The sequence below is a fragment of the Kitasatospora herbaricolor genome, assembly GCF_030813695.1.
In the GTDB taxonomy this organism is placed as follows: Bacteria; Actinomycetota; Actinomycetes; order Streptomycetales; family Streptomycetaceae; genus Kitasatospora; species Kitasatospora herbaricolor.
In genome coordinates this window covers 4,233,158-4,256,865 of the sequence record NZ_JAUSVA010000002.1, presented here as the reverse complement: position 1 = coordinate 4,256,865, position 23,708 = coordinate 4,233,158, and the positions used below count along the sequence as shown (strand labels likewise).

Genomic DNA, 23,708 nt, shown 5'->3' with positions numbered 1-23,708 from the left:
GGCCGGAACCGGGCGCCGATCGGCCGGCCGTCCTCGTGAACGCGCTTCGTGGGCCCGCTTCCGCGGCGTAGCCTTCGTGCATGGCAGAGAGCAAGGTCCGCAAGGCGGCCGCGCCGGCGGCGACCAAGGCCGTGAAGAAGGCCGCGAAGCCCGTGGCGAAGCCGAGGAAGCCGGAGTCGCACCTGGCGATGGTCCGGCGGGCGCGGAAGATCAACCGCGAGCTGGCGGAGCTGTACCCGTACGCGCATCCGGAGCTGGACTTCGAGAACCCCTTCGAGCTGCTGGTGGCCACCGTGCTGTCGGCGCAGACCACCGACCTGCGGGTGAACCAGACGACGCCGGTGCTGTTCGCGAAGTACCCGACGCCGGAGGACATGGCGGCGGCGGTGCCGGAGGAGCTGGAGGAGATCATCCGGCCGACGGGCTTCTTCCGGGCCAAGGCCCGCTCGCTGCTCGGCCTCTCGGCCGCCCTGCGGGACCGCTTCGGCGGCGAGGTGCCCGGGCGGCTGGAGGACCTGGTCACCCTGCCCGGGGTCGGCCGGAAGACCGCGAACGTGGTGCTCGGCAACGCCTTCGGGGTGCCGGGGATCACCGTGGACACCCACTTCGGGCGGCTGGCGCGACGCTTCGGCTGGACCGCCGAGGAGGACCCGGAGAAGGTCGAGGCGGCGGTCGCCGAGATCTTCCCGAAGTCCGAGTGGACGATGCTCTCGCACCGCGTGGTCTTCCACGGCCGGCGCGTCTGCCACTCCCGCAAGCCCGCCTGCGGCGCCTGCCCGATCGCCCCGCTCTGCCCCTCCTACGGGGAGGGCGAGACCGACCCGGAGAAGGCGCGGAAGCTGCTGAAGTACGAGCTGGGCGGTCAGCCGGGCCAGCGGCTGCGGCCCCCGGCCGGGTACCCGGGACAGGCCGCGGCGCCCGGCGCGGGCGGTGCGCCAGGCGCCGGAGCCGCCGCCGGGGACGGGCAGGGGGAGGTCGCGTGAGCACGCGGATCGAGCGGGACGGCCTGCCGGCCTGGCTGCTGCCCGTTCGGGACGCGGCCGAGACCGTCCGGCCGGAGCAGCTGAGCCGGTTCCTGCCGCCCGCCGAAGGGGGGCGGCCCTCCGCGGTGCTGATGCTCTTCGGCGAGGGGCCGTCCGGTCCCGACCTGCTGCTGATCGAGCGGGCCCGCTCGCTGCGCTCGCACGCGGGCCAGTCGTCCTTCCCCGGCGGCGCCCTGGATCCGGAGGACGGTGACCCGCAAGGCCCCGGGCCGGTCGCGGCCGCGCTGCGCGAGGCCTGGGAGGAGACCGGCCTCGACCCGTCCGGCGTGCAGGTCTTCGCGACCCTCCCGGCGTTGTACATCCCGGTCAGCCGCTTCGTGGTCACCCCGGTGCTCGGCTGGTGGCGCCGGGAGAGCCCGGTCGGGCCGGTGGACCAGGCCGAGACCGGCGCGGTGTTCCGGGTGCCGATCGCCGAGCTCACCGACCCGGCCAACCGGGCCAGGCTGCGGCACCCCTCGGGCCACCTCGGTCCGGCCTTCGCGGTCGCCGACCGGCTGGTCTGGGGATTCACCGCCGGCGTGATCGACCGGGTGCTGCACCACAGCGGTCTGGAGCGCCCCTGGGACACCACCAGGACGCTGGCCCTCTCCGAGGAGGCCATCGACCTGGCCCAGGCCAGCCTCGGCCGCTCCGGGGCCCTGCTGGGCGACACTCCCGCCGCCGGGTAGCCGCCCGACAGCCGCCGACAGCTGTCGGACGGTCGTCGGAGGGCTGCCGGCGAGCCGGCTGACACCCGCCGAGCGGCCACCGGCCGGCCGCCGGGCGCCCGGGTCGTCCGGGGTCGTCCGGGTTGTCCGGGCGCAAACGGGGGAGGAGCCGTTCACCGAGCCTGGTGCCCGCCCGGCGCGAGGCCGTGGGAGGGTGTCCGGGTGAACGTCCTGGATCTGCTGTTGATCGTCGCCGCGATCGGCTTCGCCGTGTCCGGGTACCGGCAGGGATTCGTGGTGGGCGTCCTGTCGGTCCTGGGATTCCTCGGCGGCGGCCTGATCGCCGTGCAGCTGCTCCCGCTGCTGCTCAGCCACCTCAGCCCGGGCACCACCGCCTCGGTGGTCGCGGTCGTGGTGGTGATCGTGCTGGCGGCGATCGGGCAGGCCGTCACCACGCACTTCGGCTGGAAACTGCGCGGCCACATCGACCGCAAGCCGGCCAAGGTGCTGGACGCGGCCGGCGGGTCGGTGGTCAACGTGATCTCGATGCTGCTGGTGGCCTGGCTGATCGGGTCCGCGCTGGCGGGCACCTCGCTGCCGACCGTCTCCAAGCAGGTCCGGACGTCCGTGGTGCTCGGCGGCGTCCAGGACACCCTGCCGGGCGACGCCCCGAACTGGTTCTCCGACTTCTCCAAGGCGCTCGCCCGCAACGGCTTCCCGCAGGTCTTCAACCCCTTCGAGCACGAGCCGATCACCGAGGTCTCGCCGCCCGACCCCGCGCTGGCCGCCGGCCCGGCGGTGGCCAGGGCCAGGCAGTCCCTGGTGAAGGTGGTCGGCACCGCGACCTCCTGCGGCAAGACCCTGGAGGGCAGCGGGTTCGTCTACGCCCCGCACCGGGTGATGACCAACGCCCACGTGGTCGGCGGGGTCGACGAGCCGACCGTGCAGGTCGGCGGCGTCGGGCCGCTCTACGACGCCACCGTGGTCAGCTACGACTGGCAGCGCGACATCGCGATCCTGGACGTCCCCAAGCTCAACGCCCCGCCGCTGGCCTTCGCCGGCGAGGCCCGGACCAACGACAGCGCGGTCGTGGCGGGGTTCCCCGAGAACGGCGCCTTCAACGTGCAGCCGGCCCGCATCCGCGGCCGGATCCAGGCCAACGGGCCGGACATCTATCACCGCGGCCAGGTCGTCCGCGACGTGTACTCGGTGCGTTCGCTGATCCGCCAGGGCAACAGCGGCGGGCCGCTGCTCACCCCGGACGGGCAGGTGTACGGCGTGGTCTTCGCCAAGTCGCTGGACAGCGCCGACACCGGCTACGTGCTGACGGCCGCCGAGGTCCGCGGCGACGCCGAGAAGGGCGCCACGGCCACGGCCAGGGTGGACACCGAGGGCTGCGCCCTCTGACCCGTCCCGCCGGCCGTCCCGCCGGCGGGCTCGGTGCGCCGGCCCGCAGGCGTACGGGTGCCCCGGGCGGGTATCCGTACGGCTGGACGGGCCCGGTGGCCTCCGCCGGCCGCCAGGGCGCTGCTGATAGCGTCGGCGCGGCTCACCCGTCCGGCTCAGCCGGCCCTGGCGGTGGACCCGCCGGGGCGTCGTACGGCGACGTGACGGAAGCGGCGACCCGAGGGGGCGCACGCGACGAGGGGGAGCACTCCATGATGGGTCACTCGCACGCGGTCAGCGGCGCGATGCTGTACGCGGCCTCGGCGCCGTTCCTGCCCCCGCTGCTGCTGCACACCACGCTCCAGCCCGCCGACATACTCATGGGCACGGTGCTCTGCGCGGGCGCGGCCCTGCTGCCCGACCTCGACCACCACGACGGGACGATCGCCAACTTCCTGGGTCCGGTCTCCAAGCTGCTCTGCCGCTTCGTCGCCTGGATCTCCGGCGGGCACCGGCACGCCACCCATTCCCTGCTCTTCGTCGCGCTGATGGGCGGGGGCAGCTGGGCGGGCGTGACCTTCCTCGGCCGCAACTTCACCCTCGGCCTGACGTTCCTGCTGCTCGCGCTGGCGATCCGGGCGCTGCGGCTGCACCCGCCGGGCGACGGGCCGGCGAGTTGGATCACCATCATCGGCCTTGCCGCACTGGGTACGGCCGGTATGAACAAGTGGCTGCCGAGCGCGCCGGGCTGGCTGCCGTACGCGGTGGCGCTGGGCACGCTGGCACACCTGCTGGGCGACTGCCTCACCAAGAAGGGCGCGCCGCTGCTCTGGCCCCACAAGGAGCGCTACGAACTGGTGCTGATCAAGCGCAGCGGCAACGGCGTGGAGACCAAGGTGCTGGTGCCGATCATGTCGGTGGCGACCTTCGTCCTGCTCTGGTTCACGGTGCTGTCGCCGGGCGTCCTCGGCTGACGGAGCGGTTGGCGCAGCGGCGGCCGGCAGGTGCGGCCGCCGCTCCTGACACGGCGGCCGCGGGGGCGGCTCGGAGTCCTCAGGTGTCGCGCCGCAGGCGGGCGCCGACCCAGCGGGCCCGGCGGCCGATGATGCGGGGGATGCCCAGCTGGCGCGGGCCGCCCTGGCCGGACCGGTGCTCCGGCCCGTCGTGGCCGAGGTCGTCGTGGCCGAGCTCGTCCGCCCAGGCGGACGGGCGGACGAGGCCCTGCGAGCTGTGGCTGGTACGGCGTCGACTGCGCGGCGCTGCGCTGCGATCGGGCATCCAGGTCATACCGGAAAGATGCCCCTGGGCCGCTTGGAGTAACCACCTGGTGGGGTCTCGAATTGGCCTATGCGTTTGTCATATGAGCGCAACAAAAAGACAGTTGATGGCCCGGAGCCCCGCGTCCGGTGGTCACCCGCCCGGCCCCCGAACCCGACCGTCCCCGGCCCCCGGCGGCCCCCGAACCCGACCGTCCCGGCCCCCGGCGGTCCCCGGCCCCCGGCGGTCCCGTGGTCCGGGACGGCAAGGGAGGTCCGGGTCGTACCGCCGGTCCCTCCCCGTCCCGTCGCCGGTGTCAGTCCTTGTGCTGGCCGATCCAGTCGATCAGCTCCGCCGAGAACTCCTCCGGCGCCTCCTCGTGCGGGAAGTGCCCGACTCCCGGCATCAGCCGCCACCGGTAGGGGGCCGTCACGTACTCGCCGCCACCGAGCGCGGTGTGCGACAGCAGCACCGGGTCGGCGGCGCCCTGGACGTGCAGGGTCGGCGCGGTGATCGGCTTCTTCATCCGGCGGGCGAACTGGATGCCGTCCGGCCGGGCCATCGAGCGCAGCAGCCAGCGGTACGGCTCGATGGAGCAGTGCGCCGTGCTGGGGATCTGGATCGCCTGCCGGTACGCGGCCACCGCCGCGCGGTCCAGCTGGTTCGGGCCGGTCCAGGCGTCGAGGTAGCGGCCCACCAGCGCGCCGTCGTCGGCGACCAGCCGGCGTTCCGGTATCCACGGACGCTGGAAGCTCAGCACGTGCTCGAAGGCGGCCAGCTGGCGGCGGTCGGTGAGCAGGGCCCGGCGCAGGTCGCGCGGGTGCGCGGCGGAGACCGCCGTCAGGCTCTGGATCACCGAGGGCCGCATCACGGCCGCCACCCAGGACAGCGTGCCGCCGGAGGCGTGGCCGACCAGGTGCGCCCGCCGCTCGCCCAGCGAGCGGATCACGCCGGTGATGTCCAGGGCCAGGTTGCCGGGGTCGTAGCCGCGCGGGGTGCGGTCGCTGCCGCCGATGCCCCGCAGGTCCAGGGCGACGGCGCGGTAGCCGGCCTCGGCCAGCGCGGTCATCTGGTGGCGCCAGGCCCACCAGTACTCCGGCCAGCCGTGCACCAGCAGGACGAGCGGGCCCTCGCCGAGCTCGGCGATGTGGAACCGGGCCCCGTTCGCCGCGAGGTCGCGGTGCGTCCACGGCCCCGCCTGCCGGATGCTCCAGTCGGCCGCGGCGCCGCCGACGGCGCCTGCCGGACCGGTGGTTCCCGGGACGGCATCGCCGGGGACGTCACCGGAGGAGGGCTGCGACGGCTGGGGCTGGGGCACGGGCTTCTGGTCGAGCGGCATAGCGAGAGCGTGTCATATCCCCGCGCCGGAGACGTGCCCGGCACTCGTACTGGCCGTGCCCGATCCGCCGGTGCCCCTGCCGGGCACGCCCCCGGCACCTCGGCCGAGGGCCCCGGGGAGGGCTCCGGACGGGCGTGTGACGCGGCGTGGGCCGGACGAGCCGACGGAGGGTCGGCGGCGCGGCCGGGGCCCGGCGGAGAGCCCGTGGGGCGGTCAGGGGCGGCGGCCCAGGCCCCGGTCGATCTCCTCCTGGGTGGCCGGGCGGGGCCTGGCGTTCTTGAGGACGTCGGCCGTCGCCTGGGCGCCCTCGATCGTGCGGCGCGGCGGCTCGATCTGCTTGAACGAGCGCAGCGCGAGCAGGCCGAGGACGACCGCCAGCAGCAGGTAGACGCCGGCCACGATCAGGAAGGACCAGCCCAGGGTGATGCCGAGTGCGTGCAGTCCGAAGGCCGCGGCGGCGCTCAGCATCGGGACGGCGGCGAGCGCGACCACGCCGGCCACCGCGAGCGAGACGCCGCCGGAGACACCGCGCTTGACGTCCTGCCTGATCTCGGCCTTGGCCAGCGCGATCTCGTCGTGCACCAGGGCGGACAGGTCGGCCGTGGCCTCGGCGAAGAGCTGCCCGACCGAACGCTCGCCCTCGTAGGGCGCCCGGCCGATGCTGGACGGGTCTGCGGCTCCTGCGGGCATCAGCGTTCTCCTCTGCGGCTTCCGTGCACTGTCGACAGCTCAGAATCATGCCCCTACCGGTGAGTCGGGCACCACTCCGGGGGGCCGGCGGAGCGGCGTGTCCGAGCCGTGCGCACCCCTCCGGCCGTCGGGCGCGCCCTCCGGAACGGTCGCTGCGGGCCGGACCGCCCGTCGGCGGACCGCCGATCGGGACCGTTCGCCGAACCGGCGTCCAGGCCCGCCGCGGCCGTTCGGGCCGGTGGTTCGTCCGGGCCCGTCAGGCCGCGTCGCCCCGCTGGTAGACGTCGGGGATGCCGTCGCCGTCCACGTCCGCGTTCTCCTCGTCGACCAGTCGGCGGTAATGCCGGTTGCGCACTTTGAGGAGGAAGGTGGCGACCACGGCGCAGAGCAGCGAGCCCACCAGGACGGCGGCCTTGGCCCGGTCGGCCAAGGCCGCGTCGTCGGTGAAGGCCAGCTCGCTGATCAGCAGGGAGACGGTGAAGCCGATGCCGGCCAGGGTGGCGACCGCGAACAGGTCCGCCCAGGTGAGCTGCGGGTTGAGTTCCGCCCGGGTGAACCTGGCGGCCAGCCAGGTGCCGCCGAAGACGCCGACCGTCTTGCCCACCAGCAGGCCCAGGATGATCCCGAGCGGGGCCGCCTGGCTGAACACCTCGACCAGCGCCGGGCCCGAGATCGTCACCCCGGCGGCGAACAGCGCGAACACCGGGACGGCGAAGCCCGCCGAGACCGGACGCACCAGGTGCTCGATGTGCTCGCCAGGGGACTGCTGCTCGTCACCGACCCGGTGGCAGCGCAGGATCAGGCCCATCGCCACGCCGGCGACCGTCGCGTGCACGCCGCTCTCGTGCATCAGCGCCCAGATCACGAAGGCCAGCGGCACGTACAGGTACCAGCCGTGCACCTCACGCCGGTGCAGGAACCAGAACAGCACCAGGCCGGCGACGGAGAGCCCGAGCGCCCAGAACTTGATGCCGGAGCTGTAGAAGACCGCGATGATCAGGATCGCGACCAGATCGTCCACCACCGCCAGGGTGAGCAGGAAGGCCCTGAGCGCGGACGGCAGGTGAGTGCCCACCACGGCGAGCACGCCGAGGGCGAAGGCGATGTCGGTCGCGGTCGGGATCGCCCAGCCGCCCAGGTGGCCGCTGGTCGAGTTGACGACGGCGTAGATGACCGCGGGCAGGGCGACGCCGCAGAGCGCGGCGATCACCGGCAGCGCCGCGGCGCTCGGCGTGCGCAGCTCACCGGCCACGAATTCGCGCTTGAGCTCGATGCCGGCCACGAAGAAGAAGATCGCCAGCAGGCCGTCGTTGGCCCAGGTGCCGAGGCTGAGGTCCAGGTGGAGCGGTTCGGAGGGGCCGATCGTGTAGTCCACCACGCTCTCGTAGGCGTGCGGCCAGACGTTCGCCCAGATCAGCGCCGCGATGGCGAAGAGCAGCAGCAGGATGCCGCCGACGGTCTCGGTACGCAGCGCGTCGGTGATGTAGGTGCGCTCGGGGAGCGACAGCCGGCCGAGGAACTGGCGGCCTCGGGGTGTCGGTCCGGTGGGCGGCTGGCTGGTCACGGGGGACCTCCTGGGGGCGGGAACGGCATCCGGATACACCTGTGGTGCAGTGCCGACCAGACTTCCCGGCGCGCCCTGTGACCCATCCACGATCTTGATGCGTCGTTGACAGTCTAGAGGGCGGCGCGAGGAGATATCCGTTTTGCGCATTTTAGGACGATCGGTCCCGCAGGTCGGGGGAGCCCGCCCCGAATGGCGGTGGGCGGGTGCAGACGGGTGACCTCCTCCCTGTCGTCGGTCGAAGGCGCCACCCGAACGGGGCGGCACCTTCGACCCGAACGGAGACGCCCGTGCCCGGCGAGGGGGCGGAAGGCCCCGAGGCCGTGCCGCACGTCATGGCCGGGGGCGAGGGCGCGCAGAGCGTCCCGCCCCTGTTGTCCGCCCGTCCGTGGCCTGCCGGGTCGCCGCGGCCCGTCCGGAGGACCGACTGTGCTCGGGGCACCGGTGCTCGCGCTGTCGGTGTCAGGGGCGCCGGTGTTCCGGCCGTGGGTGTTCGGGGCGCGGGACGCAGCCGGTGCGCGGCCGCGGTTTCGTGCAGGGTGCCTACGAGACGCTGCGGACCCTGGTGGCCGAGCGGCGCCCGGAGTAGCCCCCGGCGGGCGTGGAGCACCCCGAGGGCACGGACGCGAGAGGGCTCCCCGGGCAGTCGTGGGACTGCCCGGGGAGCCCTCTCGCGTACCGGGGCCGGTACGCGGACCTGATCAGGCCTGGTCGCCCTGGGCGGGCAGCTGGGACTGGATGAGGTTCATGACGTTGCTGTCGGCGAGGGTGGTGGTGTCGCCGACCTCGCGGCCCTCGGCGATGTCGCGCAGCAGGCGGCGCATGATCTTGCCGGAGCGGGTCTTCGGGAGCTCGCCGACGACCTTGACCTGCTTGGGCTTGGCGATCGGGCCGAGGGTGCGGCCGACGTGCGCGCGCAGTTCCTCGACCAGCTCGGGGCTGTCGGTGGCGGTGCCGCGCAGGATGACGAACGCGACGATGGCCTGGCCGGTGGTGGCGTCGGTGGCGCCGACGACGGCGGACTCCGCGACGGCGGGGTGGCCGACGAGCGCGGACTCGACCTCGGTGGTGGAGATGTTGTGGCCGGAGACGAGCATGACGTCGTCGACCCGGCCGAGCAGCCAGATGTCGCCGTCCTCGTCCTTCTTGGCGCCGTCGCCGGCGAAGTAGCGGCCTTCGAAGCGGGACCAGTAGGTGTCGATGTAGCGCTGGTCGTCGCCCCAGATGGTGCGGAGCATGGAGGGCCACGGCTCGGTGAGGACGAGGTAGCCGCCGGCGCCGTCGGGGACCTCGCGGGCCTCGTCGTCGACGACGGTGGCCGCGATGCCGGGCAGCGCGCGCTGGGCCGAGCCGGGCTTGGTGGTGGTGACGCCCGGCAGCGGGCTGATCATCATCGCGCCGGTCTCGGTCTGCCACCAGGTGTCGACGATGGGGGCCTTGCCGGCGCCGATGTGCTCCCGGTACCAGACCCACGCCTCGGGGTTGATCGGCTCCCCGACCGAGCCCAGCACCCGCAGGCTGGACAGGTCGAACTTGGCCGGGATGTCGTCGCCCCACTTCATGAAGGTGCGGATCGCGGTGGGCGCGGTGTAGAGGATGGTGACGCCGTACTTCTGGACGATCTCCCAGAAGCGGCCCTGGTGCGGGGTGTCGGGGGTGCCCTCGTAGATCACCTGGGTGGCGCCGTTGGCGAGGGGCCCGTACACGATGTACGAGTGGCCGGTGACCCAGCCGATGTCGGCCGTGCACCAGTAGACGTCGGTCTCCGGCTTGAGGTCGAAGACGGCGTGGTGGGTCCAGGCGGCCTGGGTGAGGTAGCCGCCGGTGGTGTGCAGGATGCCCTTGGGCTTCCCGGTGGTGCCGGAGGTGTAGAGGATGAACAGCGGGTGCTCGGCGTCGTGCGGCTCGGCGGTGTGCTCGGCCGACTGGCGCTCGACGACGTCGTGCCACCACACGTCGCGGCCCTCGGTGAAGGCGGTGTCCTGGCCGGTGCGGCGGACCACCAGGACGTGCTCGACCTCCGGGCACTTGGTCAGGGCCTCGTCGATGGCGGGCTTGAGAGCGGTCGCCTTGCCGCGGCGGTAGCCGCCGTCGGCGGTGATGACGAGCTTGGCGTCGGCGTCCTGGATGCGGGAGGCGACGGCGTCGGCGGAGAAGCCGCCGAAGACCACGGAGTGGGTGGCGCCGATGCGGGCGCAGGCCAGCATCGCGACGACGGCCTCGGGGATCATCGGCAGGTAGACCGCGACGCGGTCGCCCTTGGTGACGCCGAGTTCCAGCAGGGCGTTGGCGGCGCGCGAGACCTCGTCCTTGAGCTGGGCGTAGGTGATGGCGCGGCTGTCGCCGGGCTCGCCCTCGAAGTGGATGGCCACGCGGTCGCCGTTGCCGGCCTCGACGTGGCGGTCCACGCAGTTGTGGGCGACGTTGAGGGTGCCGTCGGCGAACCACTTGGCGAACGGCGGGTTGGACCAGTCGAGGGTCTCGGTGGGCTCGGTGGCCCAGTCGAGGCGGCGGGCCTGCTCGGCCCAGAAGGCGAGCCGGTCCTCGGAGGCCTGCGCGTAGGCGGCCGCCGTGACGTTGGCCGCAGCGGCGAGCTCCGCGGGCGGGGCGAACCGCCGCTCCTCCTTGAGCAGGTTGGCCAGGCTCTCGTTGCTCAACGCGCACTCCTCATCGAGTTTCTTCTTGGGACACTCCCGTGCGTAGGGATTGTCCCGTGTGTCCCAGCACACAGCTCACCAGGCGAACAGGGCTGTTGACAAGAGGCTCCGAGGAATTGGTGTAGACCTTTGACCTGAAACCGGGTCGCCCAGGGAGCCGACCGGCCCGCCGGTACGGGCCTCCGCCGGGTGGGCGGAGGCCCGTACCGGGCCTCAGGCCGCCGTGCGCAGCGGCGTCGTGTCGTGCTCCGTCACCGGGGAGAACAGGCCGCTCCGGCGGTCGAGGACGTAGGCCTGCGCGGTGGCGAAGTCGAAGTACATCCCGACCAGCCGCAAGGTCCCCTCCTCGACCCGCCGTTCCACCGCGGGGTTGGCCAGCAACTGGTCCAGCTGCTGGACGACGTTGGTGAGGCAGAGCTCCTCCACCAGATCGGCGGTGGGGCGGGCCGCGAACCCGGCCGGTGCCCGCCGCAGCCGGTCCAGCGAGCCGCGGCCGTTGCGCAGCCAGCGGGTCAGCGCGGTGGGCGGTCCCGGCCGCTCGTGCACGCCGTCCAGCAGGGCCTTCATCGCCCCGCAGCCGGAGTGCCCGCAGATGGTGATGGAGCGGACCTCCAGGGCCTCCACGGCGTACTGCACGGCGGCGGCCACCGAGTCGTCGGCGGCGCCGGGCTCGTACGGCGCGGGGACGAGGTTGCCGACGTTGCGCACGGTGAAGAGGTCGCCCGGACCGCTGTTGGTGATCATGCTGGTGACCAGCCGGGAGTCCGCGCAGGTCAGGAAGAGCTCCGAGGGCGTCTGCCCCTCGCGGGCGAGCCGGGCCAGCTCGGGGCGGACCAGCGGCGCGGTGTGCTGCTGGAACACCCGCACCCCGTCCAGCAGCCGGCCGTGCGGGTCCTCCTGCTGCTCGATGCAGTGGTGGCCGACCCAGGGGGTCCAGGCCCGGCAGCGGTGCGGGCCCGCGGAGCTGCCGGAGCGCACCGCGCCGTCCGGGTCCAGCACCTCGTCGGCCTGGCGTTCGGTCACCATCAGCACCGTCCCGCCGGCGGCCTGGTGGCCGCCGCGCCAGGAGTGCAGCGCCTCGTACGCCGCGTGGTCCAGGAACGAGCCGTCGTGGCAGACCGTCACCCGGGCGGTGGCGGGGATCGCGCCCAGCGCCCGGCTCAGCCGGGGCACCGAGGCGAAGGTCAGCGGGCCGTGCGTCCGCACCGCGAACGATCCGTCGGGCGCGGCCGTGACGTCCACACGGGCGCGGGTCAGGCGGTGCAGCGCCAGCAGGACGGCGATCGCGGCGCCCAGGGCGACACCCGGCAGCACGCCCAGCAGGACGACGCCGAGCACGGTGGCCAGGTAGACCGGGAACTCGCGGTGCTGGTGCACCTTGCGGATGTGCGCGAAGCTCACCATCTGCAGGCCGACCACCAGGACGAGCGCGGCCAGTGCGGCCAGCGGGATCCGGCGCAGGCCACCGGTCAGTGCCACGGCGGCCAGCAGCACCCAGACCCCGTGCAGGACGGAGGACCAGCGAGTCCGCGCGCCGGCCCGGACGTTGGCGGTGCTGCGCACCGCGCCCCCGGCCACCGGCAGCCCCCCGAGCAGGCCGCTGACCATGTTGGCCACGCCCTGGCCGCGCAGTTCGCGGTCGAGGTCGCCGGAGCGGTTGGACATCCGGTCGACGGCGACGGCGGAGAGCAGGGATTCGACGCTGGCCACCGCGGTCACCGTCAGCACCGCGGCGAGCAGGCCGGCCGCCGACCCGTGGGGCAGCGCCGGGAGGCTCTGCGGTTGCCAGGCGGGGATGTCGACCCGGGCGAGCCGCAGGCTCAGGCCCATGGACAGGGCGGTGGCGGCCGTGATGGCCACCAGTGGGCCCGGGATCCGGGCCAGCCGGGCGCCCAGCTCCCCGGCGCGGCCCGGCAGCCGGCCCAGCCGGGGCCAGCCGCAGAGGATGGCGATGGCGAGCGCGCCGACCACGACCGCGGGGAGGTGCGGCCCGGCCAACTGGCCCGGCAGCGCGGTCAGGTTGGCGAGTGCCGAGCTCTGCGGCGAGCCGCCGAGCACCACGTGCAGCTGGGCGATGGCGATCGCCAGCCCGACTCCGGCGAGCATGCCGTGCACCACGGCGGGCGAGACGGCGAGCGCGGTGCGGGCCAGGCCGCGGGCGCCCAGCGCGAGTTGGAGCAGGCCGGCGGCGAGGGTGATGGCGCAGGTGGCCTGCCAGCCGTACTGGGAGATCAGGCCGGCGGTGACCACCGTGAGGGCCGCGGACGGGCCGCTGACCTGGAGCGAGGTGCCGCCGATCAGGCCGACGACGATGCCGCCGACGGCGGCGCCGATCAGGCCGGCGGTCAGCGGGGCGCCGGTGGCCAGGGCGATTCCGAGGGAGAACGGCACGGCGATCAGGAAGACCACCAGGGAGGCCGAGAGGTCGAACGAGGCACGGGCCTTGCGGCCGACGGTCGGCGGGGCGTGGTCGGTGGTGTCGGAGGCGATGGGGGCGGTGGAGATGTCGAGGGTCATGTCTTCCCGTCTTTCCGGGGGAGCGAACGCAGTCAGGTCCGGGGTGCTGCTCGGGGGAGTCGGATCGGCTGTCGTGGGTCGCGACGGTGTGGCGGGATGGCGTGGGCTCGGCGGCCTGTGCGGGGGTGGCACAGGCGGGCCCAGGGACCATCAAGGAATCGGAACCATCAAGAATCGGTAAACCGAGAGTAATGAAATCTTTGCACAGCGTAGAACACGGTGACGGGATCGGGGCCCGGATTCATCCCTATGGGTGGCATCCGAACCAATGGGGAACAGATCGGAGTCGTCCCGCGCAGCACGCACGGCGGGCCACCGCCCTCGGAGCAGAGGGTGGTGGCCCGCCGTGGTGGCCCCGGCCCGGCCGTGCGGGCGGCGCACCGGTCAGGCGCGGGCCCCCGCGGTGGCCGGCTCGACGCCGAGCACGAACTCCTCGTCCACCTGGGTGGAGAGGTCGAGGCCGACCTTGGCGTTGCCCCAGCTCTCGGCGTTGCGCAGGTGGAAGTGCACCGCCTGCCGGGTGTACCGCTGCGGATCGCGGCGGCCGTGCGCGGTGTCCGCCTGGGCCTTCAGCAGTTCCAGGACGGCGCGGTTGGCCGGCTCCAGCGTGCGCAGCGGCGGCTCGGCGCCCTGCTCCAGGCGGCGGACCCACTCCGAGTGCCCGAAGGCGGCGAGCAGGTCGTCGCCGGCCTCGCGCTGGAGGTAGGCGAGGTCGTCCGGCCCCTGCACCTTGTTCCCGATCACCCGCAGGGCGACGCCGAAGTCGCGGGCGTACTCCTTGTACTGGCGGTAGACGGAGACGCCCTTGCGGGTCGGTTCGGCGACCAGGAAGGTGAGGTCGAAGCGGGTGAACAGCCCGGACGCGAAGGAGTCCGAGCCGGCCGTCATGTCCGTGACCACGTACTCGTCCGGCCCATCGACCAGGTGGTTGAGCAGCAGCTCCACCGCGCCGACCTTGGAGTGGTAGCAGGCGACCCCGAGGTCCTCCTCGGTGAAGGCGCCGGTGGCGAGCAGCCGGACCGAGCCCTCGTCCAGTGCCACCGGACGGGCGCAGGCCGCGTAGACCGGGTTCTCCTCGACGATCCGCAGCAGGCGTGAACCCCGGCCGGGCGGTGTGGTTTTGATCATTTCGTCGGCCGAGCCGATCAGCGGGTTGCTGCCGCGCAGGTATTCCTTGATCAGCGGCAGGTGCGCACCGAGGGACGGGAGCCGGGCGGACTGATCGTCGGTCAGGCCGAGCGCGGGGCCCAGATGTTGGTTGATGTCGGCGTCGACGGCGATGACCGGGCGTCCGGCGGCGGCCAGGTGGCGGATGAACAGTGAGGACAGCGTGGTCTTGCCGCTGCCGCCCTTGCCGACGAAGGCGATCTTCATCTGGGACTCCGGCTCTCGCTCGTTGGCTCGCGCTCGCGATCTTCCCGATCTCCAGTGTTGGAAATCGTTATCGTCTCCGATAGCGCCATGCTAGTCGGGCCGAGGGGCCGGACAGGGCAGGGAACGAAGGATTGCCTCGAACGGGTGATGGCGGGGTTGCTGTGTCGGGGGTGGCGGCCGGGACCTTACTCTCGGGTAGTGAGCACTGGAACAGATCCCCTCGCCCCGCTGGCCGAGCTGCCCGGGGTGCCCGAGGCCGTCGCCGAGGTCCGCAAGTCCGTGGACCGCCTCTACGGCCACCGTGTGATGCGCCGCCGCGCCTCCGAGGTCACCTCCGAGGCCGCGCTGCGCGGTGCGCGGGCCTCGGCCGCGCTGGACGGTGCGGACTGGCCGCTGGAGGAGGTCCGCCGGCGCACCGACTTCGGGGCCGACGCTGAGGCCCGTACGGTCGGCGCCGCGCTGCGGGTGTCCGCGGAGGCCGGGCAGCTGCTCAGCACCTGGCGGCACTCGCCGCTGCAGGTGCTGGCCCGGCTGCACCTGCTGGCCGCCGGGGACGCCGACGGGACGGCCGGCCGGCCCCGGCGGGCCGGGGAGGGCGCGGAGGCGCTCTTCCCGCTGGAGCTGAAGGCCGCGGTCGGTCCGGTGGACGGCCCGGACGCGCCGCGCGCCGCGATCGCCGACCTGCCGCCCGCGCCCGGCGCCGAGGAGGTGGCCGCCCGCCTCGACCAGCTCTCCGCCCTGCTGGTCGCCCGCACCGAGGGCGCGGGCGCCAAGGCCCCGGCGCTCGTGGTGGCGGCGGTGGTGCACGGGGAGCTGCTGGCGCTGCGGCCGTTCGGCTCCCACAACGGTGTCGTCGCCCGGGCCGCCCAGCGCATCGTCCTGATCGCGGAGGGGCTGGACCCGAAGGCGATCTGCCCGGCCGAGGTCGGCCTCGCGGAACTCGGCACCGAGGCCTACCGGCGGGCCCTGGGCGGCTACTTGGCGGGTACTCCGGACGGCATGGCCGGCTGGATCGACCACTGCGGGCAGGCGCTGCGGCTCGGGACGCGCGAGAGCACGGCCGTCTGCGAGGCGATGCAGCGCGGCATGGTCTGACCGTGCGGGGGCCGGGATCGCCAGGAGGGCGTCCCGGCCCGGCGCGGGGGTGTGCGGTGGTGGAGGGGAGCGTGCGTGCGGGCTCGCGCTGCGACCGGCACGGACGGGTGCGGAGCCCCGGAGCCGGAGGCGGTGGGCATCCGGAGGTCGGCGCACGCCCTGAAGGCGGCGGACACAGAGATGCGGCGGCACCTGATCCTGCCGGGTGCCGCCGCTGGTACAGGTACCGGGTTACCAAGCATGCACCGGAAGTGCCCATCAGACGGGGATCCTGCCCGTTCGTCTGGTGCGGCGGCCCGACAGCGGGTCGGCTGCATGTGGGTGCTCGGTTATCTGTACGCGGTCCGTGGGGCCTGAACTGCGTTGTCGGTTTGACCTCTTCGGGTCCTGACCGGGTCTCGCGGGCCGTTGCTTCATTTGTATCGCGTTTCGGGTCAAAGGGGAACCCGAATCGCGAAGTCTTTGGCTTTTGCCCGTTTTGGGACGGGCGAATGGAAACCGCCTCAGACGGTCGGGCGCCGGCGCTTGGCCGCGTACCAGATCACCCCGGCGGTCAGCAGCGCCGTACCGATCGCCACGGCGGTGAGCACCGAGCGGCTCGGGGCGGAGAACTCCGGCAGTCGCCGCCGCAGTTCCACCGGCCGGTCGAAGACCAGCACCGGCCACTCGCGCGCGACCGCCTCCTTGCGCAGGGCGCGGTCGGGGTTGACCGCCGACGGATGGCCGACGGCTTCGAGCAGCGGCAGGTCGGTCGAGGAGTCGCTGTAGGCGTAGCAGTCGGCCAGGTCGTAGCCCTCGGTCTCGGCCAACTCCCTGATCGCGGCCGCCTTGTTCTCGGCATAGGCGTAGTACTCGATCTCGCCGGTGTAGCGCCCGTCCTCGATCTTCAGCCGGGTGGCGATCACGTGGTCGGCGCCGAGCAGCGCCCCGATCGGCTCGACCACCTCGGAGCCGGAGCTGCTGACGATCACCACGTCGCGGCCGGCCGCGTGGTGCTGCTCGATCAGGGACGCGGCCTCGTCGTAGATGATCGGGTCGATCAGGTTGTGCAGGGTCTCGGCCACGATCTCCCGGACCTGCTGGACGTTCCAGCCGCGGGTGAGCGCCGAGAGGTACTCGCGCATCTTCTCCATCTGGTCGTGGTCCGCGCCGCCGACCAGGAAGACGAATTGCGCGTAGGCGCTCTTCAGCACCGCCCGACGGTTGATCAGACCGCCCTGGTAGAAGGGGCGGCTGAAGGCGAGGGCGCTCGACTTGGCGATGATGGTCTTGTCGAGGTCGAAGAAGGCCGCCGTCCGGGGGCCCGCGTCGTGCGGGCGCAGGACCGCCGGGCGCGTCGCGACGCCGGTGCCGTCCGGGGCGCCGCCGCGGGTCGACGTGCCGTCGTCGCCGGTCGGTGCTGCGCCGTCGCCGCCGGCCGTGGGGTCGGGGGCCGCCGGTCCGGCGTGATCGTGGACGGCGTCGTGGCGGGCCGTGCCGGCATCCGCCGGGAGCGTGGGGCCGGACGTCGCCCCCTCCCGGAAGTTCCGTCCGGGGGTGGCCTGCGGGGCTGACTCCGGGCCGGTCCCGGAGTTCGCGCCGGTGCCGGTGGTGTCGTCCGCGTACTCGTCGGCGTTCTCGGTGGTGTCCACGGGAACCGAGGATAGAGGGCGCGGCTAAACGGCCCGCCATTCGGTGTACTCCGGGCCGTGCGGGTTTGTGTTTCTGGCCGCTCGGGTACACCATGGAAGTCACGGATCGTTCGCGACCGTGCTAACCCGGTCCGGCTCCTCCCCCCCGAGTCGGACCGTGGATAGACGACCCCCGCTCTCCCCCCCGGCGGGGGTCGTCGCACGTCCGGGCCCGTTTTCGAGCCGTTGAAGGCTCTCTCGGGAGACGTGTGCAGGGGGTGCTTCCCTGAGACTCGCCGAATCGGACGCGGTATTCGACGGCACCGATTGGTCACCCTCCGTAGCCAGTTACTCCGAGTGATGCGCGGGCGGACAATACGTCATCCGAGTCCGTCCAGGCTGTCCGTTCCCTTCTTGCGCAGTTGTTCCCGGTGACCAACTTTCGTCAATTCCCTCACTTTAGTAACCCATGTGGGTGAACTCGGCTATCCACATCCCCGAGTTGTCCACAGGCATTCGGATCACTGATGACGGATTGCGGATCACCCCCCACCGTGGTCATCGGCAGTCGGCATTCGCTCCCCCACCGGGGACGACCGCCGCTGACCGAACGGCAGGGATTGGACCACGCGCCCGCACCGGTAAGCCGGGCGGCGCCTTCCCGGGGGAGACCGTCATGTCGAAACCGATCGCCGACCACGACCAGGCAGCGGAGCGGGCGCCCGTCGGCCCGCTGATCGTCACCGAGGACGAGGCGCTCGCCGAACACCTGCTGCGGCTCTGCGCCGCCGCCGGCACCGAACCCTTGCCGGTCTGCGGGGCGCCGCCGCCCCGCCGGCTGTGGGAGAGCGCGACGCTGGTGCTCGTCGGGGACGATCTCGCGGAGCGCTGCGCGGGCTTCGCCCGCCGCCCCGGCGTCCTCCTGCTCGGGCTGGACCTGGACGACTCCGAGATCTGGGTTCGGGCCGTCCAACTCGGTGCCGAGCACGTGCTGTTCCTCCCGGACGCCGAGAGCTGGCTGCTGGACCGGATCGCCGACGCGGCCGAAGGCGCCGGGCCACCGGCGCTGACCGTCGCCGTTCTCGGCGGCCGGGGCGGGGCCGGCGCCTCGACCCTGGCCTGCGCGCTGGCGGTCACCGCGGCCCGCGCCGGTCACCGCACCATGCTGGTCGACGCCGACCCGCTGGGTGGCGGGCTCGACATCCTGCTCGGGGGCGAGAGCGCCTCCGGCCTGCGCTGGCCCGATCTGGCGGCCTCGCGGGGCCGGGTGAGCGGCGCCGAACTGACCAAGGCACTGCCGGTGCTCCACCGGCTCACCACCCTGTCCTGGGACCGCGGCGACACACCGGCGGTCCCTCCCGAAGCCATGCGCAGCGTGCTGGCAGCGGCCCGCCGCCAAGGGGGCCTGGTCGTCGTCGACCTGCCGCGCCACCTGGACCAGGCGGCGGGGCAGGCGCTGGAGCAGTCCGACGTGGCCCTGCTGGTCGTTCCGGCCGAGGTGCGCGCGACCGCCGCCGCGGGCCGGGTCGCCGCGGCCGCCCGGATGCGCCTCACCGACGTCCGGGCCGTGGTCCGGGCCTCCGGGCCGACGGGGCTGACGGGTGCCGAGATCGCCCGAGGGCTGCGGATGCGGCTCGCCGGCGAACTGCCCCAGGAGCCGGGCCTGCCGGTGGACGTGGAGCGGGGCATCCCGCCGGGCATCAGGGAACGGGGCCCGCTGGCGCGCTTCTGCGGCAGCTTCCTGGACGAGGTCATGCCGCCGGTGCCGGCCGTCGGCGGGGGCGTGTGCTGATGAACCGTCTGCGCAGGTCCCGTGATCGCGGTGGGCCCGGCCCGGCCGCCGGCGCAGGGAACCACGGTGGGCAGGGCGCCGGCCAGGAGTCCGGTGCAGGCCGACCGGCCCTGGGCGGTCCCGGCCCCCGACGAGGGCTCGGGCAGGGGGTGGCACCGGGCCCCGACGGTGCCGCCGGGCCGGAGCGGGCAGCCGCACTGGTGGACGCCGTCCGGCTGCGGCTGGCCGAGTCGGGCGCGGCGCCCACGGCCGGCTCGGTGGCGGCGGCCCTCCGCGCCTCCCGGCCCCCGCTGGGTGGCGACGACGTGCTGGACGCCGTCCGGACGGTGCGGGCCGAACTGATCGGGGCCGGCCCGCTCGACCAACTGCTGGCGGCGCCCGACGTCACCGACGTCCTGGTCAACGGACCGGACGAGGTGTGGGTCGACCGGGGCGGCGGGCTGCGGCGGGCGGTGGGTGTCGGGTTCCCCGACGCCGAGGCTGTGCGGCACCTGGCGCACCGTCTCGCCACGGCGGCCGGCCGCCGACTGGACGACGCCCGGCCCTGGGTCGACGCGAGGCTTCCGGACGGCACCCGGTTGCACGCGGTGCTCCCGCCGATCGCCGCCGGCTGCACCCACATCTCGCTGCGGGTCTGCCGGCCCCGCCCTTTCACGCTCGACGAGTTGGTCCTCGCCGGGTCGCTGCCGGCGGCCGGGGCCGAACTGCTCGCCGCCGTCCTGAGGGCCAGGCTGTCGCTGATGATCAGCGGCGGGACGGGCACCGGCAAGACCACCCTCCTCGCGGCCGTCCTCGGACTGGTCGGTCCGGGCGAGCGGATCGTCATCGCCGAGGACTCCGCCGAGCTGCGGCCCGCGCACCCGCACGTGGTCCGGCTCCAGAGCCGCCCGCCGAACCAGGAGGGCCTGGGCGAACTCACCCTGCGGGACCTGGTCCGCCAGGCGCTGCGGATGCGTCCGGACCGGCTGGTGATCGGAGAGGTGCGTGGAGCCGAGGTGTCCGACCTGCTGGCGGCCCTCAACACCGGCCACGAAGGCGGGTGCGGGACGGTGCACGCCAACACGGCGGCCGACGTGCCGGTACGCCTGGAGGCCCTCGGCTCCCTGGCGGGCCTGGACCGGCTCTCGCTGCACAGCCAGTTGCGTGCCGCGCTGGACGTCGTGGTGCACCTCGTCCGGGACCAGGCAACCGGTCTGCGCCGGATCGCCGAGATCCACACGCTGACCGGCGACCGGCAGGGGCTGGCCGTCACCACCGCGGCCGTGAGGTTCACGGCTGCGGGGGTGCTGCTGCCGGGCCCGGGCTGGGAGCGGCTGGCCCGGCTGTGCGCGGCTCGCGGGGTGCCCCTCCCGGGCGGGCCGGGATGACCGCGGGCGGGGCGCAGACGCTGTTCGCCCTGGGACTCCTCGGCCTGGTGCTGGCCGCCGGGTTCCTGCTGGGGCCGGGAGACCGGAGAAGTCCGTCACGAGGAGACGAGAATGACCGTGAGTCAGCTGGACCTGTACTCGGCGGCGGCGCTCTGCGCAGCGGTGGCGGCCGCCCGGCAGGCGCTCCGGCGGCGGGTCGCCACCGGCCGGTGCGCCCGGTTGCTGCCGGTCGGTGCGGTGGGCATCGCGGCCGACCCGGCCACCATGGCCGGGACGAGGTCGCGGTCGCGGCCGAGAGCCTGGAGCGAACTCCGCGGGCGGCTCACCTCGGCGGTGGCCACCCGACCGCGCTGGCTGGTGCCCGAACTGCTCCTCCTGCCTGCCGGATCGGTCGCCTGGCAGGTGCTCGACTCGCCCCTGCCGGCGGTTGCCGCGGCGGCCGCCGTACTGCCGGTGCACCGGTGGCGCCGGCGCCGTCGGGTGGAGGCCGAGGCGCGTCGGCGGGCCACGGCCGTGGTCGAACTCTGCGTGGCGCTGTCGGCCGAGCTGCGCAGCGGAGCGACGCCTGAACAGGCCCTGCACACCGTCACCTCGCGACTCGCCGCGGACCAGGAGTCGCTGCGCCGGATCGGGCGGGAGCCGGTGGCCAGGTTGGCCGCGGGCCGGTACGGAGGGGACGTGCCCGCCGCCTTCGAGCTGCTGGCGGAGCTGCCGGGCGGCGGTGGGGCGGCCGCGATCGCGGCCTGCTGGCGGGTCAGTGCGGGGAGCGGCTCGGGGTTCGCGGGCGGGCTGGACCAGGTGGCCGAGGCGCTCCGGGCCGAGCAGGCCCTGGCGGAGGAGATCGAGGGCGAGCTGGCCGCGCCCCGGACCACGATCACCGTGCTCGCGGCGTTGCCCGTGCTCGGGCTGGTGCTCGGTGCCACGCTCGGCGCCCACCCCCTGGACATCCTGCTGCACACTCCCGCCGGGCTGTTCTGCCTGGTGGGCGGAACAGCCCTGGAGGTGGCCGGGCTGGCCTGGACGGCGCGGATCGTGACGACGGCGCGAGGAGGCGCGGACGGCCCCGGGCCGGTGCGGGCCGAGACAGGCCCCGGGCGGGCACGGGGCGGGGGCGGCGACCTCGGTGGGATCGAGGCGCCGTGCGGGATCTCGCGGCTGCGCAGGGTGCCGGGAACAGCCGCTGCCGCCCGGGGGCGGGCGGTGCTCCGGTGAGCGGGTCGGCCGGGCTGGCCGGGCCGGCCGCGGCGCTGCTGTCTGCCTGGGGCGTGGTCGGGGCCGTCGCCCTGCTGGGTCACGTCAGACGTCGCCGGGTACGGCGCCGGGCCTTCCCATGGCCGGTCGACCGGCGGCCGGGCCTGAAGCACCGCGCAGCAGGGCCGTTCCGGGGTGAGGACGGGTGGGAGGTCCGGCGGGGTTGGCCCGCAGCGGTCCTCGGAGGCGCTCGGTGGCGGCGCCCGGCGGGCCGGACCGCTGTCGTCGAGCCGGCGGGGGCAGGGCCCGGGGCGGGAGCGGCTGAGCAGCCGGGCCGACGCGCGTCGGTCGGTCGCGCCGCCGCCGTGCTGGCGACCGGAGGAGCCGTGGCCTGGCTGCTGGGGGGACCAGGAGGCCCGGCGGTGGGCCTGCTCCTGGCGGTCGTGCTGCACCGCCGGCTCCCGCGGCCGCGTTCACCCGCCCAACGCGAGGCGGCCGCCGAGCAGGAGGCGCTGGCCCGGCAGCTCCCGCTGACGGCCGAGCTGCTGGCGGCCTGCCTCGGGGCCTGCTCCTCGCCCTCCCAGGCGGTTTCGGCCGTGGCCCACAGCGTGGGCGCGCCGATGGGCCGCCGGCTCGCGACGATCTCCGCCGAACTCGCGCTCGGCGCAAGGCCCGAGCTCAGTTGGGGCCGAGCGGGCGAGGAGTGCCCGGCGCTGGCGCCGCTGGGCCGGTGCCTGGTGCGGGCGAGCGTCGGCGGGGCTCCGCCCGCCGGGCCGCTGCTGGGCCTGGCCCGGGCCCAACGGGCCTGCGAGGCGCGGGCGGCCCACGCCCGGGTCCGTCGCGCGGGAGTGCTGGCCACGGCTCCGCTGGGCGTCTGTTTCCTGCCGGCTTTCGTCCTGATCAGCGTCGTCCCGGTGGTCATCGGTCTGACCCGGATGTTCGCCGGGCGGATGTGAGCAAGCGGCACCAGGGATTTCGGGCTCCGGTGCTTTATCGAAAGTTCTCCATTTTTCTCGTGTCCCCACGACCGAAGGAGTATCCGACATGGCAGAAATCATCGTTCCCCGGGCCACCGGCCGCCTCCCGCACCGCGCTCTGGCGGCGCTCGGCCGGCGGCGTGGCCGCTGGGCGGCGATCCGCGTCCGCAGGATGCCGAACGGCCGCCGGGACAGCGGGATGAGCACGGCCGAGTACGCGGTCGGCACCCTGGCGGCGTGCGCCTTCGCCGCCATCCTCTACAAGGTCGTCACCAGCGGCGCGGTGAGCGGTGCGCTGACCGACATCCTCAATCGGGCCCTCAGTGCGGCGTGACCTGGCGCGGAGCCCCCGCCGGGCCCCGGACGCGGGCTTCGCGACGGCGGAGACGGCGGTGGCGCTCCCGGCCCTCGTCCTGCTGGCGGCGATGCTCCTCTGGGGCATGGTGGCCGCCACCGCACAGATCCGCTGCGTGGACGCGGCGCGGGCAGGGGCCCGGGCCGCCGCCCGGGGCGACACCGACGCCGTGGCCCTGGCCCGCTCCGCCGCCCCGCCCGGTGCGGAGGTGCGGATCGCGACGGAGGGGGAGTCCGTACGCGTCACCGTGCAGGCCCCCTGCCCCGGCCCGGGCGGCCTCGCGGAGGTGCTCTCGGTGCGCCTGGGCGCCACGGCGGTCTCGGCCCGGGAGGACACGCTGACGGGCTCGGCCGGGGGTGCCTCGTCATGGCCGTCCTGACGGTGCGGCGCTCGGCGGCCGGAGCCGTGGGCCGGGCCGGCGGTGCGTGGGCCGGTCGAGGGGACGGGCAGGCGGGGGATGCCCGGAGCCCCGGTGTCCGGGTCCGGGCGTCGGACGCGGGATCGGCGACCGTCTGGCTGCTCGCCCTCGCGATGCTCGGGTGCGCGGTGTTCGCCGGGATGCTGGCACTGGGATCGGTCGTCGTCGGCCGCCACCGGGCCGAGTCCGCCGCCGACCTGGCGGCCCTCGCGGCGGCCGACCGGCTGCTGCTCGATCCGGACGGCGGCTGCGGGCGGGCCCAAGGCGTCGCCGCCGCGCATCAGGCCACCCTGGTCTCCTGCGCGGCCGATCCGTCGGCGGACGAGGTCGAGGTGGTCGTCGAAGTACCGGTACGAGGTCTGCCGTTGCCACTCGGGCCGGCCAGGGCCCGGGCGCGTGCCGGCCCGTTGTGGGCGCCGGTCGACACCG

At 74.3% G+C, this 23,708-nt stretch carries 19 protein-coding genes and 1 pseudogene; 12 read left to right on the top strand and 8 right to left on the bottom strand.

Going from position 1 to position 23,708, the window contains the following annotated elements; all coding sequences use genetic code 11:
• The first annotated feature begins 80 nt into the window (after positions 1 to 80).
• From nth to J2S46_RS18920, 4 genes are all read left to right on the top strand, one after another.
• Positions 81 to 983, top strand: coding sequence for an endonuclease III (gene nth / locus J2S46_RS18935; RefSeq protein WP_229912366.1), 903 nt, complete (start codon positions 81 to 83; stop codon positions 981 to 983).
• Positions 980 to 1,711 (top strand): NUDIX hydrolase, encoded by a 732-nt coding sequence (locus J2S46_RS18930; RefSeq protein WP_191288926.1) that lies wholly within the window; start codon positions 980 to 982, stop codon positions 1,709 to 1,711. The genes nth and J2S46_RS18930 overlap by 4 nt, the downstream gene beginning before the upstream one ends.
• 201 nt (positions 1,712 to 1,912) lie before the next feature.
• On the top strand, positions 1,913 to 3,097 hold the full coding sequence (locus J2S46_RS18925) for a MarP family serine protease (protein ID WP_191288925.1): 1,185 nt from the start codon (positions 1,913 to 1,915) through the stop codon (positions 3,095 to 3,097).
• 251 nt (positions 3,098 to 3,348) lie between these two features.
• The gene (locus tag J2S46_RS18920) at positions 3,349 to 4,050 is read left to right on the top strand and encodes a metal-dependent hydrolase (protein WP_191288924.1); all 702 of its coding nucleotides are present in this window, start codon (positions 3,349 to 3,351) and stop codon (positions 4,048 to 4,050) included.
• A gap of 79 nt (positions 4,051 to 4,129) precedes the next feature.
• Here the strand turns inward: J2S46_RS18920 and J2S46_RS18915 are convergent, their stop codons facing one another.
• The 7 genes from J2S46_RS18915 to J2S46_RS18885 form a co-directional block, all read right to left on the bottom strand.
• The gene (locus J2S46_RS18915; protein WP_191288923.1) at positions 4,130 to 4,363 is read right to left on the bottom strand and encodes a hypothetical protein; all 234 of its coding nucleotides are present in this window, start codon (positions 4,361 to 4,363) and stop codon (positions 4,130 to 4,132) included.
• Between the two features lie 286 nt (positions 4,364 to 4,649).
• Positions 4,650 to 5,672, bottom strand: a complete 1,023-nt coding sequence (locus J2S46_RS18910) for an alpha/beta fold hydrolase (protein ID WP_191288922.1) — start codon at positions 5,670 to 5,672, stop codon at positions 4,650 to 4,652.
• Between the two features lie 213 nt (positions 5,673 to 5,885).
• Complete coding sequence (locus J2S46_RS18905; protein WP_191288921.1) at positions 5,886 to 6,362, bottom strand: phage holin family protein; 477 nt, start codon at positions 6,360 to 6,362, stop codon at positions 5,886 to 5,888.
• A gap of 256 nt (positions 6,363 to 6,618) precedes the next feature.
• A complete protein-coding gene (gene nhaA / locus J2S46_RS18900; RefSeq protein ID WP_229912364.1) occupies positions 6,619 to 7,926 on the bottom strand; it encodes a Na+/H+ antiporter NhaA in 1,308 nt (435 codons plus the stop codon).
• A gap of 701 nt (positions 7,927 to 8,627) precedes the next feature.
• Positions 8,628 to 10,583: an acetate--CoA ligase gene (acs, locus tag J2S46_RS18895; protein ID WP_191288919.1), complete on the bottom strand. Its 1,956-nt coding sequence runs from the start codon at positions 10,581 to 10,583 to the stop codon at positions 8,628 to 8,630.
• A 213-nt stretch (positions 10,584 to 10,796) separates the two neighbouring features.
• Positions 10,797 to 13,100 carry a SulP family inorganic anion transporter gene (locus J2S46_RS18890; RefSeq protein WP_191288918.1) on the bottom strand — a complete coding sequence of 768 codons (2,304 nt, stop codon included), beginning with the start codon at positions 13,098 to 13,100 and terminating at the stop codon, positions 10,797 to 10,799.
• Between the two features lie 384 nt (positions 13,101 to 13,484).
• Positions 13,485 to 14,474: an ATP-binding protein gene (locus tag J2S46_RS18885; RefSeq protein WP_191288917.1), complete on the bottom strand. Its 990-nt coding sequence runs from the start codon at positions 14,472 to 14,474 to the stop codon at positions 13,485 to 13,487.
• Positions 14,475 to 14,621: 147 nt separating this feature from the next.
• Between J2S46_RS18885 and J2S46_RS18880 the strand changes: the two genes are divergently transcribed.
• On the top strand, positions 14,622 to 15,569 hold the full coding sequence (locus J2S46_RS18880) for a Fic family protein (protein ID WP_191288916.1): 948 nt from the start codon (positions 14,622 to 14,624) through the stop codon (positions 15,567 to 15,569).
• Positions 15,570 to 16,072: 503 nt separating this feature from the next.
• On the opposite strand, the gene J2S46_RS18875 is transcribed toward J2S46_RS18880, so the two are convergent.
• Positions 16,073 to 16,891 carry an HAD family hydrolase gene (locus J2S46_RS18875; protein WP_191289039.1) on the bottom strand — a complete coding sequence of 273 codons (819 nt, stop codon included), beginning with the start codon at positions 16,889 to 16,891 and terminating at the stop codon, positions 16,073 to 16,075.
• Between the two features lie 964 nt (positions 16,892 to 17,855).
• Here J2S46_RS18875 and ssd point away from each other — a divergent pair.
• The 7 genes and pseudogenes from ssd to J2S46_RS18840 form a co-directional block, all read left to right on the top strand.
• Entirely contained in the window at positions 17,856 to 18,971 is a 1,116-nt protein-coding gene (gene ssd / locus J2S46_RS18870; RefSeq protein WP_191288915.1) for a septum site-determining protein Ssd, read from the top strand.
• Between the two features lie 149 nt (positions 18,972 to 19,120).
• Positions 19,121 to 20,338, top strand: a complete 1,218-nt coding sequence (locus J2S46_RS18865) for a TadA family conjugal transfer-associated ATPase (protein WP_307350592.1) — start codon at positions 19,121 to 19,123, stop codon at positions 20,336 to 20,338.
• Between the two features lie 111 nt (positions 20,339 to 20,449).
• Positions 20,450 to 21,550, top strand: a complete 1,101-nt coding sequence (locus J2S46_RS18860) for a type II secretion system F family protein (RefSeq protein ID WP_191288913.1) — start codon at positions 20,450 to 20,452, stop codon at positions 21,548 to 21,550.
• 401 nt (positions 21,551 to 21,951) lie between these two features.
• A complete protein-coding gene (locus J2S46_RS18855; protein ID WP_191288912.1) occupies positions 21,952 to 22,485 on the top strand; it encodes a type II secretion system F family protein in 534 nt (177 codons plus the stop codon).
• Positions 22,486 to 22,573: 88 nt separating this feature from the next.
• Positions 22,574 to 22,840: a DUF4244 domain-containing protein gene (locus J2S46_RS40880; protein ID WP_370882204.1), complete on the top strand. Its 267-nt coding sequence runs from the start codon at positions 22,574 to 22,576 to the stop codon at positions 22,838 to 22,840.
• Positions 22,841 to 22,898: 58 nt separating this feature from the next.
• Positions 22,899 to 23,240 carry a TadE family type IV pilus minor pilin gene (locus J2S46_RS18845; protein WP_370882203.1) on the top strand — a complete coding sequence of 114 codons (342 nt, stop codon included), beginning with the start codon at positions 22,899 to 22,901 and terminating at the stop codon, positions 23,238 to 23,240.
• Positions 23,228 to 23,674: pseudogene (locus J2S46_RS18840) on the top strand (Rv3654c family TadE-like protein); the annotation flags it as partial. The gene J2S46_RS18845 and the pseudogene J2S46_RS18840, both read left to right, overlap by 13 nt.
• Positions 23,675 to 23,708: the final 34 nt, after the last annotated feature.